The sequence below is a fragment of the Marinomonas communis genome (genome assembly GCF_004363305.1).
Taxonomy (GTDB): Bacteria; Pseudomonadota; Gammaproteobacteria; order Pseudomonadales; family Marinomonadaceae; genus Marinomonas; species Marinomonas communis.
In genome coordinates this window covers 63,918-81,709 of record NZ_SNZA01000002.1, presented here as the reverse complement: position 1 = coordinate 81,709, position 17,792 = coordinate 63,918, and the positions used below count along the sequence as shown (strand labels likewise).

Annotated in this window: 15 protein-coding genes; 7 read left to right on the top strand and 8 right to left on the bottom strand. The window is 48.1% G+C overall.

Annotated features, from left to right (window positions below):
• The first annotated feature begins 109 nt into the window (after positions 1 to 109).
• The gene (locus C8D85_RS06780; protein ID WP_133560977.1) at positions 110 to 1,069 is read left to right on the top strand and encodes a zinc transporter ZntB; all 960 of its coding nucleotides are present in this window, start codon (positions 110 to 112) and stop codon (positions 1,067 to 1,069) included.
• A gap of 106 nt (positions 1,070 to 1,175) precedes the next feature.
• Here the strand turns inward: C8D85_RS06780 and rpiA are convergent, their stop codons facing one another.
• Complete coding sequence (rpiA, locus tag C8D85_RS06775) at positions 1,176 to 1,847, bottom strand: ribose-5-phosphate isomerase RpiA (protein WP_133560975.1); 672 nt, start codon at positions 1,845 to 1,847, stop codon at positions 1,176 to 1,178.
• 252 nt (positions 1,848 to 2,099) lie between these two features.
• Here rpiA and ilvA point away from each other — a divergent pair, with 252 nt between their 5' ends.
• Together ilvA and argS are read left to right on the top strand one after the other, a co-directional pair.
• Entirely contained in the window at positions 2,100 to 3,605 is a 1,506-nt protein-coding gene (gene ilvA, locus C8D85_RS06770) for a threonine ammonia-lyase, biosynthetic (RefSeq protein ID WP_133560973.1), read from the top strand.
• Positions 3,606 to 3,865: 260 nt separating this feature from the next.
• Positions 3,866 to 5,599, top strand: coding sequence for an arginine--tRNA ligase (gene argS / locus C8D85_RS06765; RefSeq protein WP_133560971.1), 1,734 nt, complete (start codon positions 3,866 to 3,868; stop codon positions 5,597 to 5,599).
• A gap of 91 nt (positions 5,600 to 5,690) precedes the next feature.
• Here argS and C8D85_RS06760 read toward each other — a convergent pair whose 3' ends face one another.
• Positions 5,691 to 6,494: a substrate-binding periplasmic protein gene (locus C8D85_RS06760; RefSeq protein WP_133560969.1), complete on the bottom strand. Its 804-nt coding sequence runs from the start codon at positions 6,492 to 6,494 to the stop codon at positions 5,691 to 5,693.
• Positions 6,495 to 6,636: 142 nt separating this feature from the next.
• On the opposite strand from C8D85_RS06760, the gene C8D85_RS06755 reads away from it, so the two are divergent.
• A complete protein-coding gene (locus C8D85_RS06755) occupies positions 6,637 to 9,147 on the top strand; it encodes a putative bifunctional diguanylate cyclase/phosphodiesterase (protein ID WP_133560967.1) in 2,511 nt (836 codons plus the stop codon).
• A 15-nt stretch (positions 9,148 to 9,162) separates the two neighbouring features.
• Here the strand turns inward: C8D85_RS06755 and C8D85_RS06750 are convergent, their stop codons facing one another.
• The 6 genes from C8D85_RS06750 to C8D85_RS06725 all read right to left on the bottom strand — a co-directional run bounded on the left by C8D85_RS06750 (position 9,163) and on the right by C8D85_RS06725 (position 15,117).
• On the bottom strand, positions 9,163 to 9,780 hold the full coding sequence (locus tag C8D85_RS06750; RefSeq protein WP_133560965.1) for a ubiquinone biosynthesis accessory factor UbiJ: 618 nt from the start codon (positions 9,778 to 9,780) through the stop codon (positions 9,163 to 9,165).
• Between the two features lie 19 nt (positions 9,781 to 9,799).
• Positions 9,800 to 10,180 carry a gamma-butyrobetaine hydroxylase family protein gene (locus C8D85_RS06745; protein WP_133560963.1) on the bottom strand — a complete coding sequence of 127 codons (381 nt, stop codon included), beginning with the start codon at positions 10,178 to 10,180 and terminating at the stop codon, positions 9,800 to 9,802.
• A gap of 28 nt (positions 10,181 to 10,208) precedes the next feature.
• Positions 10,209 to 11,531 (bottom strand): ATP-dependent protease ATPase subunit HslU, encoded by a 1,323-nt coding sequence (hslU, locus tag C8D85_RS06740; protein ID WP_133560961.1) that lies wholly within the window; start codon positions 11,529 to 11,531, stop codon positions 10,209 to 10,211.
• 19 nt (positions 11,532 to 11,550) lie between these two features.
• Entirely contained in the window at positions 11,551 to 12,102 is a 552-nt protein-coding gene (hslV, locus tag C8D85_RS06735; RefSeq protein ID WP_133560959.1) for an ATP-dependent protease subunit HslV, read from the bottom strand.
• Positions 12,103 to 12,190: 88 nt separating this feature from the next.
• Positions 12,191 to 12,817, bottom strand: a complete 627-nt coding sequence (locus tag C8D85_RS06730; RefSeq protein ID WP_244936953.1) for an SPOR domain-containing protein — start codon at positions 12,815 to 12,817, stop codon at positions 12,191 to 12,193.
• 29 nt (positions 12,818 to 12,846) lie between these two features.
• Positions 12,847 to 15,117, bottom strand: a complete 2,271-nt coding sequence (locus C8D85_RS06725; RefSeq protein WP_244936951.1) for a primosomal protein N' — start codon at positions 15,115 to 15,117, stop codon at positions 12,847 to 12,849.
• A gap of 237 nt (positions 15,118 to 15,354) precedes the next feature.
• Here C8D85_RS06725 and rpmE point away from each other — a divergent pair, with 237 nt between their 5' ends.
• From rpmE to C8D85_RS06710, 3 genes are all read left to right on the top strand, one after another.
• The gene (rpmE, locus tag C8D85_RS06720; RefSeq protein ID WP_067332970.1) at positions 15,355 to 15,570 is read left to right on the top strand and encodes a 50S ribosomal protein L31; all 216 of its coding nucleotides are present in this window, start codon (positions 15,355 to 15,357) and stop codon (positions 15,568 to 15,570) included.
• A 16-nt stretch (positions 15,571 to 15,586) separates the two neighbouring features.
• Positions 15,587 to 16,354, top strand: a complete 768-nt coding sequence (locus tag C8D85_RS06715; protein ID WP_133560955.1) for a thermonuclease family protein — start codon at positions 15,587 to 15,589, stop codon at positions 16,352 to 16,354.
• Between the two features lie 128 nt (positions 16,355 to 16,482).
• A complete protein-coding gene (locus tag C8D85_RS06710; protein ID WP_133560953.1) occupies positions 16,483 to 17,751 on the top strand; it encodes a malic enzyme-like NAD(P)-binding protein in 1,269 nt (422 codons plus the stop codon).
• Positions 17,752 to 17,792 lie beyond the last annotated feature (41 nt).

Genomic DNA, 17,792 nt, shown 5'->3' with positions numbered 1-17,792 from the left:
TATTTATTCGTCTTGGGAAATTATGCCACCCGCTCAGTTCCACGTCAGCCTACAATGCCAATAAATATGAGTTGATGGCTCAACTCATTGCAAAAGAGAAGAGAACACTATGGATTACTTACTGCACTACTTAAAATTTGACGGTCAAGGTGGCGCTTCCCGTGAAACGCAATTGCCGACGGCTTTGCCTGAAAGTGGTGCCCATTGGGTACACATCGACTGCTCCAAAGATGATGGTCGAGATTGGCTGGATAACATGGCGGATATCCCTGAAGCCGTGGTGGATGCATTGTTTGCTGACGAAACTCGTCCACGTACGGTCAAAATGGGACAAGGTGTATTGATCACCCTGCGTGGCGTCAATTTAAACCCAGACTCAGATCCTTCAGATATGGTGTCCTTGCGCTTGTGGGCCACGCCGCACTTTATTGTTTCAACGCGTCGTCGTCGCTTGCTGTCTGTTGTGGAACAAGTGAATAACCTTGAAAAAGGCGAAGGCCCGGAAAACATTGCCGAGCTTGTTGCGACCTTAACACATACGCTGACCGCTCGTATGGCGGGGGTTATCGATGGTCTAGAAGACACATTGGGTGAGCTTGAAGAGGAAATGAGCGAGCAGGTATTGCCTGAGCAACGTACCATCCTAGTGGATCGCCGCTTGCAGACGGTTCGTTTACGCCGTTTCTTGGTGCCACAAAAAGAAGCCATTAGCCGTCTGGCGGTAGAGCTTCAATCTTGGGTAACCAAAGAGCAGATGGCTGATATTCAGGAAGCTGCCAACGACATTACTCGTTATGTTGAAGCCTTGGAGTCATTACGCGAGCGTTGCTTACTGATGCAAGAAGAGTTTGCCAACCATCAAGCAGAGAAGATGAACGCCCGCATGTACGTGCTGTCGATCCTGTCCGGTATCTTTATGCCGTTGGGCTTCTTAACTGGCTTATTTGGTATCAATATCGGCGGTATGCCTGGCGTGGAGAATGGTGCAGCATTCTGGCTGTTTGTCGGCGTATTGGTATTTATGGGTATTGGCCAATACGTGCTAATGCGCAAGAGTCGCTGGTTCTAGTGTTTTAGCTCTGCTTGTGGTTTAGATAGCTAGAGCCCAGCCATTATTTTTCTCTCTACGCGCAAGTGCTAAGAGTCGCTGAAAAATGAGACTGGGCTCTATCTTCTTAAGCCTTAAGTGTTTTCACACCAGACTGAGTGCCAAGCAATAGAACGTTAGCTGGGCGAGCTGCGAATAGACCGTTTGTCACCACGCCAACGATTTCGTTGATTTGGCTTTCTAGCTTCACAGCGTCCAAGATTTCTAGGTTGTACACGTCTAGGATATGGTTGCCGTTATCAGTTACCACACCTTCACGGTACACTGGGTCACCGCCAAGTTTTACCAATTCACGTGCCACATAGCTACGTGCCATTGGGATCACTTCCACTGGAAGAGGGAAGTCGCCTAGCACTTTCACTAATTTTGACTCATCTGCGATACAAACGAATTCTTCTGAAACGGCTGCAACGATCTTCTCGCGTGTGAGTGCCGCACCGCCACCTTTGATTAGGTGAAGGTGGTCGTTTGATTCATCCGCACCGTCTACATACACACGGATTGAGTCCACAGAGTTTAGGTCATACACAGGAATGCCGTGACCTTTTAGACGTTCTGCAGAAGCTTCTGAGCTCGCTACCGTGCCATCAAATAGTTGTTTGTGCTTTGCCAATTCATCAATGAACATGTTCGCTGTTGAACCGGTACCTACACCGACAATAGTGTCTTCTTCTAGCAGTGGAAGAATGTATTCTACTGCGGCTTCAGCGACTGCTTTTTTTAATTCGTCTTGCGTCATGCTGGGTAAACCTGTGACTTAGAGTGTGAGTAATGGTGTTGCCCAAAAGGGTGGGCACATTATAGTCAGTTACCTTAGCTATTGTTACCCCTCTAGGACGAAGTTGCCGAGTTCGGTCTAAAAGCACTCTAATCCCGCCCAAGCCTTTGCTCATGAAGGTGGGAAAGAGTATATTGCGTGTTCATTTATTAGCAGAGTTACCCCCTAAAACGCCGATTCTAGGCGTGCTTTGGAGAAAAAGCAGGAATGTATATGCCTCACACAATCATCAAAAAGATTCTACAAGCGCCGGTTTATGACGTCGCGGTAGAAACCCCTGTTTCCCGTGCTACGCAACTGTCTGAACGCACTGGCAACGATATTATTTTGAAGCGAGAAGACCTACAGCCAGTGTTCTCGTTTAAGATTCGTGGTGCATACAACAAAATTATTCAGCTTTCTGAAGAAGACCGTGCCAAAGGCGTGATTGCTGCTTCAGCAGGTAACCATGCGCAAGGCCTTGCCCTTGCTGCGAAAAAACTAGGCATCAAAGCCACCATCGTGATGCCAGAAACGACTCCTGATGTGAAAGTCAACGCAGTACGTGCCCGTGGTGCCGAAGTGGTGTTAGCAGGCGATGCCTTTGATGCAGCGTTTGCAAAATCCCAAGAAATCATGGCGCAAACAGGCCAAGTCTACGTACACCCATTTGACGACCTTGATACGATCGCCGGTCAAGGCACGATCGGTATGGAGCTATTGCGCCAAATCGAAGGTGACATCGATGCGGTGTTCATCCCCGTGGGCGGTGGTGGTCTAATCGCTGGTGTCGCAGCTTACATCAAATACCTACGCCCTGAGATTAAAGTCATTGGTGTAGAGCCAACCGATGCGGCGTGTTTAAAAGTTGCTTTAGACACAGGCAAACCAACACGTCTTGCTCAAGTGGGTATCTTCGCAGAAGGTGTCGCGGTGGCTGAAATCGGTAAGAACACCTTTGAAATTGCCAAAGAATGCGTTGACGAAGTCATTACCGTGAACACTGATGAAATGTGTGCCGCGATCAAGGATATCTACGACGATACCCGTGCGATCACTGAACCAGCCGGTGCTTGTGCGCTAGCGGGTCTGAAAAAGTACATTGAGCGTGAAGGCGCTAAAGGTCAGCGTCTGGTAGCGATCAACTCTGGTGCGAACGTTAACTTCGACCGTCTACGCCATGTCTCTGAGCGTGCCGAATTAGGTGAAAAGCGCGAAGCCATCATCGCGGTGAAAATCCCAGAAGCACCAGGTAGTTTTAAAGATTTCTGTCAGGCGTTGGTAGGTCGTTCGATCACCGAGTTCAACTACCGCTACAGCAATGACAAGCAAGCAGTGATTTTTGTCGGTGTGGCGCTGGGCGGCAGTCCAAATAGTCGTGAAGAGCTGCTACATGACCTGAAAGATTACGAAATCGTCGATTTAACCGATGATGAAACCGCGAAGGTTCACGTACGTCATATGATTGGCGGTCACTTGCGCAGTGAGAAAGGCGAGTTGCTGTACAGCTTTGAATTCCCTGAACGCCCTGGTGCGTTGCTGAAATTCCTAAATACTTTAGGCGGTCAGTGGAATATTTCCATGTTCCATTACCGTAACCACGGTGATGCCTACGGTCGAGTGTTGGTAGGCTTGCAGGCGGTCGGCGAAGAGACTGATGTGACGCGCTACTTAGACGAGTTAGGCTACCCTTACCAAGATGAAAATGATAACCCAGCTTGTAAGCTGTTCTTTCGCTAAATAGTCGAAAATCGGTTATCATAGCGCCAACTTCAAATGACATGACAACCCTCTGTTGAAGGCAGGTTTGTCGCTTAAGCTAAAGCTTTTAGAAAGTTGTCGGCTGATCACAAGCATTAAGACCATGGATGGGCGATCCGCCCGTCGCGGGCATGGATGCCCGTTCGGGCGGTGCTGTGATCGGTTGACGACTTTCCTCTTTAGACCTTGAGTTAACGACTGCTTCAGCAGAGGGTTCTGTATTTTAAAATGGGTTTCTTGTGAATATTCAAACGCTTCTTAATCAACGTATTCAAGCGGCTATGGTCGCATCGGGTGCGGCGGACGATGCTCCGGCTCTCGTTCGTCAATCTGCAAAAGTTCAATTTGGTGACTACCAAGCCAATGGTATCATGGGCGCGGCAAAGAAAATCGGCACCAATCCTCGTGAGTTCGCAGCCAAAGTGTTGGAGCAATTGGATCTTTCCGATGTGGCAGATAAAGTCGAAATCGCAGGCCCAGGTTTCATCAATATCTTCTTGAAAAACGAATGGTTAGGTTCAGCGTTAGCGGATCTTCGTCACAGTGAACGTCTAGATGTTGCGACGGTAGAAGCACCACAAACTGTGGTGGTGGATTACTCGGCACCTAACCTTGCGAAAGAGATGCACGTTGGTCACCTACGCTCTACCGTTATCGGTGATGCAGTAGTACGTACTCTTGAGTTTATGGGCCACAACGTTGTGCGCCAGAACCACGTCGGCGACTGGGGTACTCAGTTTGGTATGCTGTTGGCCTACATGGAGCGTCTACGTGCGGAAAACTCTGAAATCAGCATGGCGCTGTCAGACCTAGAGTCTTTCTACCGCGAAGCGAAAAAGTGCTTTGATGACGACGAAGCCTTTGCGGCACGTGCTCGTGAACTGGTCGTGGAACTTCAGTCTGGTGACGAGCAATGCATGGCACTGTGGCAAGAGTTCATCAATATCTCTCTTGAGCATTGTGAAGAAACTTACCGCATGTTGGGTGTTTCCCTAGAGCGTAAAGACGTGATGCCAGAAAGCGCTTACAACAGCGATTTGCAGAACGTAATCAACGACCTAGAAGCACAAGGCTTAATCAAAGAAGACCAAGGCGCGAAGTGTGTTTTCTTAGAAGAGTTTGCCAACAAAGAAGGTGACATCACGCCGATCATCGTTCAGAAAACCGGTGGTGGTTTCCTTTACGCTACCACTGACTTAGCCGCTGTACGCTACCGTCAGAAAGTATTGAATGCAGATCGTGCACTGTACTTTGTAGATGCTCGCCAATCTTTGCATTTCCAACAGATCTTCACGCTATCGCGCAAAGCAGGCTTTGCTCAGCCAAGCATCAGCCTTGAGCACATGCCGTTTGGTACGGTAATGGGCAGTGATGGTAAACCATTTAAGACTCGCTCTGGTGGTGTGGCGAAGCTTTCTGCGTTGCTTGAAGAAGCACAAGAACGTGCGTTCCAGCTAGTCGCGTCGAAGAACCCAGATATGCCAGAAGAAGAGCAGCGTAACATCGGCCGTGTCGTTGGTATCGCATCGGTTAAGTACGCTGACTTATCTAAGAATCGTACCTCTGATTACGTGTTCAACTGGGACAACATGCTAAGCTTTGAAGGCAACACCGCGCCTTACTTGTTGTACGCTTACTCTCGTGTCGCGAGCATCGTGCGTCGTTCAGAAATGGACGTATCTGCGTTGAATGCTCCGATCACAGTAGTAGAAGATCAAGAGCGTGCCTTGGCGGTGAAGCTTTGCCAATTCGAAGAAGCGATTCAGCAGGTGATCAACGACGGTATGCCACACTTTATGTGTGCTTACTTATACGAGCTTGCGGGTATCTTTATGAGCTTCTACGAAGCTTGCCCAATCTTGAACGCAGAAGACGCGTTGAAAGAAAGCCGTCTACAGCTTGCCCTAAGTACTGCGGCAACGTTGAAGCAAGGTCTAGAGCTACTAGGTATCGAAACTCTAGAGCGTATGTAAGCGCTTTAACGCTTAATAGCTTAAAGACATTAAAAAGCCCGAACATGGTGACATGTTCGGGCTTTTTCGTATTTAAATATGCTGTGTCACGTTATTCACGAATGATGATTGGGGTTAGATTATAATGTTCAGCTGCTTTTTCAAGGCGGCCATCTAGCTTGATGTCAGAAACGAACTGATCCATACGTTGTAGCCATTGATCGTCCCCTTTGGCCACAGCATAGGCATATTGAAACTGCTCAGTTTTACCAGGCGGTGCGAGCAGCTCAGCCCAATCATAGACGCTGACCATTTTTTGCCCATACGGGTAATCGGTTATAAAGACATCCGCACGTCCAGATAGTACTTCAAGCTCTCGCTCATTTGGCCTTAGTACCGTGGTGAGTGTGGCATTTTTAAGCGACTTGCGCATAGCGTTTTCCATGTAAGTGCCTTTTTGCACGCAGATAATCACGCCTTTTTGGTCCATGTCGCTCCAGCTTTTAATAAAAGGGTGCTGCTTGGTTGTGACCGCATACATATTGCTAGCGAGATAAGGTTGAGTAAAGTTGATGCGCTTCTGGCGAGCTTTTGTATTGCCCACACCGAACATGGCGACATCACATTTACCTGTCTCTAAATCATCCATAAAACGACCGAAATGGGTTTTGACATAGTTGACTGGAACACCAAGGTCGTCGGCCAAGGCATGGCTCAGGTCGATATCAATGCCTTCGAGCTGTTGTGTGCGAGGGCTTAAGTAGGTGATGGAAAAGTAATCTGGCCAAATGCATACGTTGATGCCTTGGCGCGCTTCTATGTTAGAAATGGTTTTGCCGTCTTCTCCCCATGCTGGATTTAGAAAAACAGCGAAAATGGCGAAAAATAGCGTCAGATAGCCTTGTCTTAGCGACATAAATCAACACCTCAAGCGAATTAAAACGATAAGCTATGCTTATTATGTAAGCAATTCATGTGTCAGGTGCTGATCTAGGTTAAGAACTTTGCTCAAATTACTCTCAAATTTTATACAGCGGCAAACCGTCGTGGTGGCGAGCATGGTCATAATCCTATTAGTGATGACGGTCAGCTTGCAGCATATTCTCGGTAGAGGTCACCAGCGAGCCCTTGAAGAGCAGCTGTTGACGAACACCTCTCTGGCCTACGCCCTAGAAGACTCCGTTATCCGCTCTTTGCAAGCGGCTGTTGGCGCGTTGCAGACGGTCGCACTCGATGCAGAGGAACGCTCTAAAGCAACCTCTAATTTGCTGACTCAGCGACTGTTAAGAGGCTTACCGCAGCTGCGCAGTATTGATGTGGTGGTGTATGAACAGGCTTCCCTGTGTGCTGAGCGAGCATCCAATGCCGATGTTTTATTCCTACCGGTTCAAGCAGGGCGTTATTGGGGCGATGCATTTCGTCTGGCGGAGCTTCAGTATTGGCCTGTGTGTGTGCCGTATTTTTCCCAAGGGGCGTTAGCAGGTTTTGTTATTGGCTCTTTGAATATGCACTACTTCCAAAGCTTGTTTCAGTCTGTTTCTGCGAGTCGTCGCGAAGTCTCTCTCTATTTATTTTCTGGGGAGAAAATTCTCGGAGAAGGAGCTGACTTTTTAAGTAGCGCCCGTCGAGAGGTGGTGATGGACCGCTCTTGGGGAGATCTTCGTGAGCAAAACGAACAAGGTAGCTACTTGGACAGCTACCGCGCCACCTCTTTTTATCCACTGGTCATTTCTCTACGATCCTACAACAAAGATGCATTAGCTAACTGGCAAAGTGATGCGCAAATCGTCAGAACAATCTTTAGTGTGCTAGCAATCGCTGTGGTGCTGATGTTAGTGATGTATCTGGTGTTTCGACACAAGCGAGACAAAGTTCAGGGTAGTAATCATTTATTGAGTATGGCGATCCGTAGTGCGGCAAACGCCATATTTATTACCGATCCCAAGGGCCGCATAGAATGGGTGAACGATGCCTTCACAACCTTAACAGGCTATAGCCTGAAGCAAGTGCGTGGTAAGACGCCACGTATTTTAAACTCGGGTGTTCATGAGCGGCCATTCTTTCAGAACTTATGGGAAACCATTTCCCAAGGTAAAAGTTGGCGGAACGAACTGGTGAACCGTCATAAGAACGGTCAGTTTGTGACGGTGGAGCAGACGATTACGCCTATTTTAGACAGTGCTGGCGAAGTGGAATATTTCATTGCTGTGCATGAAGACATTACTGTGCGCAAAGAGGCTGAACAACAGGTCTTGTATATGGCACAACATGATGACTTAACAGGACTCTCTAATAGGCGATATTTTGAGCAATGTTTGGATGAGTGTGTGTCGCAGCGACACTACGGTAGCATTGCCTTACTGTTTATAGACCTTGATCGTTTCAAAGAAATCAATGACACCTTAGGCCATGAAGCAGGGGATGTATTGCTTAAACGAGTTGCTAAGAAGCTCGAACGCATTGCGCCGGATGAGGCGTTGTTGTCGCGTCTTGGTGGCGATGAATTTGCTTTATTCCTGCATCCAGCACAGCAAGCGTCTCATATTCATCACTTGGCTCAAGCCATCGTGGATGCATTAGCTCAGCCTTTTGAGTACCAAGACACCACCTTTTCGGTCAGTTGTAGTGTGGGGGTGGCAATGAGTGATGTTGCCGACATCGATAGCTCGTCATTATTACGCCAAGCTGACTTAGCGATGTATCGAGCCAAGCACTCCGGTAAAAATACCTATCGCTTCTTTGACGATTCAATGGATGAAAGCATGCAGCGTCGAGTGGCTACCCAGCGACACCTTGAGGAAGCCATGTCTCAAGATGATCAGCTCAGTCTGTTCTTTCAACCACAAGTGCATTCACGAACCAATCAAGTCGTTGGGGTCGAAGTGCTGATTCGCTGGCGGCGTTTGGGTGAGTGGATTTCTCCAGCGGTCTTTATCCCTATTGCGGAAGACAGTGGTCAAATCATTGAACTGGGGCGCTGGATTATTGATCGTACCTTAAGCCAAGTGGCAGATTGGCGAGCACGGAATATCGAAGTTGGAAAAGTGTCGATTAATATCTCTGCGGTACAACTGTCGAACTCTGAAGTCGCCTATGAGTTACTCAATGCGTTGAAACACTACAAGGTACCCAGTGAGGTGATTGCGATTGAGTTTACTGAAACAACGCTAATGGTCCGCTCTGCGCAACTGGCTCGTAATCTCGCCATGTTACGCGCCAATAATATCAGTATTGCCATTGATGACTTTGGCACGGGCTATTGTTCGTTGAGTTATCTAAAAGAGTTAGAGGCCAACTACCTGAAGATTGATCAGTCGTTTGTACGCGGTATTGGTGATATCGAGTCTGACGAATGCATAGTCAGCGCCACCATCGCCATGGCTAAAGGGCTGAATATGGAAGTGATTGCCGAAGGGGTTGAGATAGAGTACCAAGCTCAGTATTTGGCTGAGCATGGTTGTGACTATTTACAAGGCTATGGTTTTGCGCGCCCCATGCCCGCCGCTGATTTGGAAGTATGGTTAGAGCAGCGCAAGCAGACACTCAACGCTGAACATGTGAAAGCTTGAAGCGAATAAATTCTGCTAGCGTCGTTTCTCAGCTAACTTCAACTTAGCTTCAAAGCGGTCCAGTTGCATGCCTAGACGTTCAGTTTCATCGACAAAGTGATCGAACTCGATTTTGCTGGGAAGCAACTCACTGTTGGATTGTAAATAGTTGACCAAATGAATGCGGGCATTGGTGGTCAGTTCTTTTGTCACGCTCCACTGAGTTCGAACGAGACGGGCGAATGTCGCTGCAGGTAGGTCACCGACTTTATCGGCTAAGATGCCTTCCCAGTCGAACTCAAAACCTTGCATGACTTTATGAAGCGTCATCAGAGCTTGTGCGTTACCGCGAATGCGTAAGTCGCCATCAAAGAAACCATCACCTTCCAGAAGCTTACGGTAAGCACTGCTAGGGCCTTTGACATGGGTATCGAGCTTAGCATCCAGCTCTATCTCGTCCATGCTTTCTGGACGATCCAGCATAATGCCTTCTTCCAATACATGAACCTGTAGAATCAGGTTAAAGTCTTCGACTTCCAGAAAGATCTGTTGGCCAGCTAACTTAGTTAGGTGGCGTTGTGACGGTGGATCTTGCTTGAGGGCATAGTTTACCGCACGTTCAATGGATGCCAAGGCGACGAGGCTGATGGTCATAACGTTAAGCCTATGTTTATTAGTGTACTTGATGAATTTGAATGGCAGAGGTTTCGCGAGTGCGACCTTCTTTGGCTAGTCGATCTAGGTACATTTGCCAAAGTTCATCATGATTTTTGCCGAGATTGTAGAGGTAATCCCAGGCATACAGGCCCGTGTCATGACCATCATCAAAGCTGATTTTTAAAGCATAGTTGCCCGCCGCTTCGATGTTCATAATGGCCACATCTTTCTTGCCGTATTGCAGTATCGGCATTTGCATGCCGTGTCCACGCACTTCGGCAGAAGGGGAATGAACACGAAGGTATTCCGCGCTAAGGCGATAGCTTGCACCATCGGCAAAGGCCAACTCCAGTTCACGGGATTGCTTGTGGTAGTGAATTTTAGTTGGCGTTGCCATGATGCGTACTCTTCTTAAATCGCGGCCATTACAGGATGTATTGGCTTAAGTCTTCGTTTTCAGCCACTTCACCGAGCTGTTGGTTCACGTAGTCAGCGGTGATGTCTACGATTTGGCCTTCTGGCATATCGCTCGCTGAGTAGGAAACTTCTTCCAAGAGACGCTCTAGTACCGTGTGCAGACGACGCGCACCAATGTTTTCTGTGCGTTCGTTCACTTGGCAAGCAATTTCAGCAATACGAGTGATGCCTTCTTCGGTGAAGTTTAAATCAATGTTTTCAGTTTTCGCCAGTGCCACATACTGTTTTGTTAAAGACGCGCTTGGTTCAGTCAAGATACGTTTAAAATCGTCAACGGTAAGGGCGTCTAGTTCTACACGAATCGGCAAACGACCTTGTAACTCAGGGATCAGGTCAGAAGGCTTCGATAAATGGAACGCACCTGAGGCAATAAATAGGATGTGATCGGTTTTGATCATGCCGTATTTGGTGTTGACCGTACAGCCTTCAATCAATGGCAACAAGTCACGCTGAACCCCTTCACGGGAGACTTCACCGCTAGAGCGCTCAGAGCTTTTGGCGACTTTGTCGATCTCATCAAGGAAGACGATGCCGTGTTGCTCAACCGCTTCTACCGCGCGCGCTTTAAGCTCTTCTTCATTGACCAGTTTGGCCGCTTCTTCGTCACGAATCTGGCGCAGTGCGTCTTTCACCTTTAGCTTGCGCTTTTTCTTACGATCGCCACCCATGTTAGAGAATAGGTTCTGCAATTGGCTGGTCATCTCCTCCATGCCAGGAGGCGTCATGATTTCTACGCCCATAGGGGCATCAGAAACTTCGATATCGATCTCTTTATCGTCTAGCTGACCTTCACGCAATTTCTTGCGGAACGTTTGGCGAGTTGAGTTGGACGCTGAGTCTTCTTCAAAACCACGTGCTGGCGGCAGTAGGGCATCTAGAATGCGATCTTCTGCTGCATCTTCCGCTTTGTGTTTCATGCGCTCCGTTTCTTGTTCACGAAACATTTTGATCGAGGTTTCCACCAAGTCACGGATAATGGAGTCGACATCACGGCCAACGTAACCCACTTCAGTGAATTTAGTTGCTTCGATCTTAATGAATGGCGCGTTCGACAGCTTAGCTAAACGGCGTGCGATTTCAGTTTTACCCACACCCGTTGGACCGATCATTAGGATGTTCTTCGGTGTGACTTCGGCACGCATGTCGTCTGGCAGTTGCATACGACGCCAGCGGTTACGCAGGGCAATGGCAACGGCGCGCTTCGCACTTTGTTGACCAACAATGTGTTGATCTAAGGCATTTACTGTTTCACGAGGTGTCATATTACTCATGGTTTGATCTCTTAATTCGTTACTTAGATTGGTCTTCAAGCTTAGGATCGATGTTAATCGTCTCGATCGTTAAGTTGTGGTTGGTGAAGACACAAATGTCGGCGGCGATATTGAGACTCTTCTCAACGATGTCTTGGGCGCTTAGCTCTGTGTTATCGAGCAATGCACGGGCTGCGGCTTCAGCGAAGTTGCCGCCAGAACCGATCGCAAGGGCGCCATGTTGAGGCTCTACCACATCACCATTACCGGTAATAATTAGGGTGCTTTCTGTATTGGCCACGATCAACATGGCTTCTAATTTGCGTAATGCTTTATCTGATCGCCAGTCTTTGGCTAAGTCGACGGCAGCGCGAACCAAGTGGCCTTGGTGCTTTTCTAGCTGACCTTCAAAACGTTCGAACAACGTGAATGCATCTGCCGTGCCGCCTGCGAATCCCGCGATCACTTCACCACGGTATAAGCGGCGAACTTTACGGGCGTTGCCCTTCATTACGGTGTTGCCTAGGGAAACTTGTCCATCGCCACCCACGACGACTTGGTTGTCTTTGCGTACGGTTAGAATCGTAGTCATGATTTACTCCACATTCGATTACTTATCAAAATGGGGGTAAGGGGAAAGATTTCAAGCGCTCTGTGCGAAACAGAACGCTTTTGAACGATTATTGCTCTTTCTTTATTTTATAGGTGTAAGAGTTGAGTCCCATTTGCGCCAGTTTGTCCTGTGCACGGCTTTCTGCAGAGCGGGTTTCGAAAGGACCAACCGTGACGCGATACCAAACACCGCCGTCTTTACTTTCACTGGCTTTAATGTGTGCTTCAAGACCCGATAAAATTAACTTGGCCCGCAGGCGGTCCGCATCAGTATTTGAGCGGAAAGACGCTGCTTGAATCATATAGCTAAAGTTCTCTTCTTCACGAGGTTGGAACTCATAGGCGTCCACATGACTAGTATCCACTTCGCTATTCTGTAACAACTGATAGAACTCAAAAGTCTCACGTTTGTTGGCACTTTCAGCAGGCTTCGTGACGGTTTTCTCAGGTGCTTTTGTCACTGGCGCGGCCGGTGTGACTTTTTGAACGGGAGTTGTTGTCGGCGTCTGAACTTCAGCCAATTTGAACAGTATGAAGCCAAAACCAATGAGCAAGACAATGACCGCTGCCCACAAAAGCTTCGACACACTGCGTTTAGGGGGCGGTGTGGGAGCGCGTCTAGTCGCCCCTTTCTTAGAACGGCTGGTTTTGGTCGCTAATTGCATCAAGTTAAACATGTGAACAATCATAGTCATTGGTTGGTGCGCCCATTATGCGCAGAGCGCTAAAAAGTTTCCAGTGGATCAACGTCAATTGCGAAACGAATTCGTTGATTGCGGGTGTGTTGTTCAAGCCATTGGCTGGCTTGAGCGATCACCGCATGCAAGTTGCCTCGTTGAGGGCTCTTTACATTTAATAATGCTCGGTGCTGTCCGGCCTTACGTACAATAATGGCGGCATACGGGCCAACTACTTGCATGCCCTCCGACAAGTGGACTGATAAGGCTTGTCTGAGTGCCATCAAAAGCTCCATGGCGTGTGCCTCTTGCTGAGACTCTGCGCGGATAATGACTTGATGATAAAAGGGCGGCAAAGATAATTGCTGCCTCTCTCTCAGACCATCCATGGCTAAGGCTTCATAGCCTTGTTCACATAAGCACTGTATTGCGATGTGATCTGGATGATAGGTTTGCAGCAAAACATGGCCGCGCTTTGAGCTACGGCCAGCACGCCCAGCTACTTGCGTAATAAGCTGTGCCGTGCGTTCCATACCGCGAAAGTCTGAAGAGAATAAACCCACGTCGGCATCCATAATCACTACCAAGGTCACATTCGGAAAGTGGTGGCCCTTGGCAAGCATCTGTGTTCCCACAAGAATGGCTTGGTCATGTTCGTGGATTTTCTGAGTGATCTGGGTCAGAGCTGACTTGCGTTGCGTACTGTCCCGGTCAATTCGCAAGACTGGAGTGTGTTGGAAAATTTGATTGAGCACACCCTCGACCTGCTCCGTGCCTTCACCAACCGTGAACAGTTCATTGCTGTGACATTCTGGGCAGGTGTGTAGTAGGGCTTTGTGACTGTCGCAATGGTGACAGTGGAGTTTATTGGCTCGCTTATGGACGGTGAGATTGACGTCACAATGATCGCACGCGGCGATCCAACCACACTGATGGCACATCAATGTGGGGGCGTAGCCACGACGATTTAAAAACACTAATACCTGCTCTTTACGCTCTAAGGTTTGGCGCATACGCTCCAGAGTGTATTCGCTAAAACCTTGTTTAAGACTTTGGCCACGCAAATCAACTCGTTCCATTTGCGGTAGTTCAGCGTCCCCCGCCCGTTGGCGTAATTTAAGCCACGAATAACGCTTTTGTAGGGCGTTGGCCAAGCTTTCATATGAGGGGGTAGCGGATGCCAGCAGTACGGGTATGTTTTGTCCTTGAGCGCGTTTGATAGCGAGGTCACGGGCATGATAGCGAAACCCTTCATGCTGTTTGTAAGACGCATCGTGCTCTTCATCGATGATGATCAGACCTAAGTTCGCGGTCGGTATAAACACAGAAGAGCGTGTGCCAATAATGATCTTGGCTTCCCCTTGTTCGATCATGAGCCAAGCATCCAAACGCTCGCGATCTGTCATATTGGAATGCATCAGCACAATGTCGGTGTTGAAACGATTTTCAAAGCGACGCAGCGTCTGCGGTGTTAGGCCAATCTCTGGCACCATCACCAAGACTTGCTTGTCTTCTTTGAGCAAGGCGTCGATCACTCGTAAAAAGACTTCTGTTTTACCACTACCGGTAATGCCATCGAGTAAGGCCACGCCAAATTCATTGCGCATGGCTAAGATCGTTTTCGTGGCGGCGGCTTGCTCAAGATTTAATGTTGGCGGTACTTGCTTTTGGTGAGCGTGTGTCTCAACCGACTTGATGAAATTACGCTGCTCGCTGCGCACCAGCCCCTTCTTTTCGAGGCCTTTGGCAGCGGCAGTGGTGAGTTCCAGTACGGTCAACAAGTGTGGGCTTAGGCCGTGTTCTTCATGTTGTTGAGCAGCTTCTAGAAAGGCTTTTTGTTGTTTGGCATTTTTTAGTGACTCAGCCGTCGTGGCTTTACCTTCCGGGGTTAAAAACCACCAGGTCTCTGTACGAAACTCTGGGCGTTCACCCTTGCGTAGACTCGTCGGTAGAGCGTGAAAAAACACTTCACCAACCGGGTGATGATAGTAACGTGCCGCCCAAGCACATAAATCGAACAACTCTTTAGAGAGGATCGGGCTTTCATCTAATAATGCCGTAATAGGTTTAATCTGCGCATCGTCATAGTCGCTGTTAGAGCTGGTCTCAATCACTAGGCCGACGCTGTGTCGATCCCCTTTACCAAAAGGCACTTTGACGCGCATGCCAGGGCGTATGTGGTGACGATAAGCCAATGCCTTAGGGACTTTGTAGTCAAAGGTCGCACGTAAAGGCACATTAAGCGCCACTTTTACGTACGGGTCTTGAGTAAGCAGTGCATCGACCATATAAAGACTAATACCTTGATTTATCAGCAAAAAGATTTCATGTAACAGATTATCAGTTAAGTGTACGTTAGTCTGAATGGAAAATGTGAACTTTTCATGGGTTTTCAAGGGGTGAAATTATCGTAAAAGGGCTTGCCGAATGGCGTTTAGACGCCTAAAATACGCGGCTCTTGGTACCACTGTACAATTGATGTACAACGAATCGTGCGGTGCTTAGCAACGATTACTGACTAAGTGGCGGCACACCAAACCTTAAGGTAAAAAACGATGAAAAAAGATATCCACCCAAATTACTCAGCTGTTTCTGCAACTTGTACTTGTGGTAACACTCTTACTCTAAACTCAACACTAGGCAACGACCTGCACATCGACGTATGCAGCAACTGCCACCCTTTCTACACTGGTCAACAGAAAATGGTTGATACAGGTGGTCGTGTTGATCGCTTCAACAAGCGTTTCGGAGCTCGTCGTTCTACTAAGTAATTGGTGGATGGCACGTATGCTGATTCAAAAAAAGCGCCAAGTTTTCTTGGCGCTTTTTTTATGCCTATCACTTGATAGCTATGCTCAGTGTCTGGCCCAAGGGGAACTTCATCGCGCCGCGGTAAAACGCGTGATTGATGGTGATACCCTGCATCTGACCGATGGGCGGAAAGTCCGTTTAGTCGGCATCAATACACCTGAATTAGACCATGAACACGGCAAACACGATGCGTTTGCGCTAGAAGCTAAACAGCGCTTGGAAGTGCTTGCGGGAGATCACATTTATTGGCAAAGCGCCCAAGAAAGTGAAGATCGTTATGGTCGTAAGCTGTATTATTTATTTACGAAAGATCGAGCCTCGATATCAAGTCAGTTACTATCAGAAGGGCTTGGTTATCGTGTTGCGGTGCCGCCTAATGTCGCTTACCAAGATTGCCTAGATAAGGCTGAGTACAGCGCAAGACAGGCGGAACGAGGTGTTTGGCAGACGCCGAAACCATGGCAACCTAACTCCGGATTCGCTCTAACGCAATCCAAAATCACCTCTGTCACGTACAATCGCGGCGGCTGGTGGTTGGAAACGGAACAAGATTTGGTGATCAATATTCCTCGCTACGCGGAGCAATATTGGCACAAAAAAGACGTGTACTTTCTTCAAGGAAAGCTTGTTGAAGCACGCGGTTGGCAATACCAACGCAAAAAACACCAAAAAGATCGCTTTAAATCGGTGGTTTTAACGGTGAAACATCCTCAAGACTTACGTAGAATTGAGGCGTCGCAATGACGACATACTATATTTATAACGATAAGGCGTGTCTTCTAGGTGAATGCCACAAGCATTACTAACACCAGAAAGTCACCCAAATGCTGCAAAGCAACGAACAACACTACTAATTAGACGGAATAACAAAAATGGCAGAAGATCTAAAACAAGCGGCGCTTGAGTACCATGAGAAACCTGTACCAGGCAAACTAAACATCACTATCAGCAAGCCAACAGCGACTTCACGTGATCTTTCTTTGGCATACAGCCCAGGCGTTGCTGAACCTTGCCGCGAAATCGCGAAAGATCCTGAAACGGCTTACCGTTACACTGGTAAAGGTAACCTAGTTGCCGTAATTTCTGATGGTTCTGCAGTACTAGGCTTGGGTAACATCGGTCCATTGGCTTCTAAGCCAGTAATGGAAGGTAAAGGTGTTCTATTCAAGCGTTTCGCAGGTGTTAACTCAGTAGACGTTGAAGTCGAAGCAGAAAGCCCAGAAGCCTTCATCGATACTGTTGCGCGTATTGCGAACACTTACGGTGGTATTAACCTAGAAGACATCAAAGCACCTGAGTGTTTTGAAATTGAGCGTCAGCTAATCGAGCGTTGTTCAATCCCTGTATTCCACGATGATCAGCACGGTACAGCAATCGTAACGGCTGCAGGCCTTCTGAATGCGCTTGAACTTCAAGGCAAAGCTATCGAAGATGCGAAAATCGTATGTCTAGGTGCGGGTGCTGCAGCGACGGCATGTATGAACCTAATCATTGCTTGTGGCGCGAAGCGTGAAAACATTTACGTTCTTGATCGTAAAGGTGTAATTCACTCTGGCCGTGACGACCTAAATGAGTACAAAGCAACATTTGCTATCGAAACACCTGCTCGCACTCTAGATGATGCGATCGAAGGTGCAGACGTATTCATCGGTGTATCAGGTCCTGATCTACTATCGGTTGAGCAGCTGAAGAAAATGGCCGCTAACCCAGTGGTATTCGCATGTTCTAACCCTGATCCAGAGATCAACCCAGAAGCGGCACTGGCGGCACGTTCTGATTTGATCATGGCAACAGGCCGTTCTGACTACCCGAACCAAGTAAACAACGTACTTGGCTTCCCATTCATCTTCCGTGGTGCGTTGGACGTTCGTGCAACGAAGATCAACGAAGAGATGAAAGTGGCAGCGGTTCACGCTCTGAAAGACCTTGCGAAAGAGCCAGTACCACAAGACGTTATCACGGCTTACGGCGGTGCGGCGCTTGAGTTTGGTAAAGAGTACATCCTACCTAAGCCAATGGATGCGCGTTTGCTAACAGAAGTATCGGCTGCGGTTGCAAAAGCAGCAGTGGATTCAGGTGTAGCGTCTCTACCATACCCAGACTTCTACCCGCTAGAGTCTCTAGACCGTTTCGAAGCGTAATTTAGAAACGCTTTAAACCTATACAAAAGGCGATGAGTCAT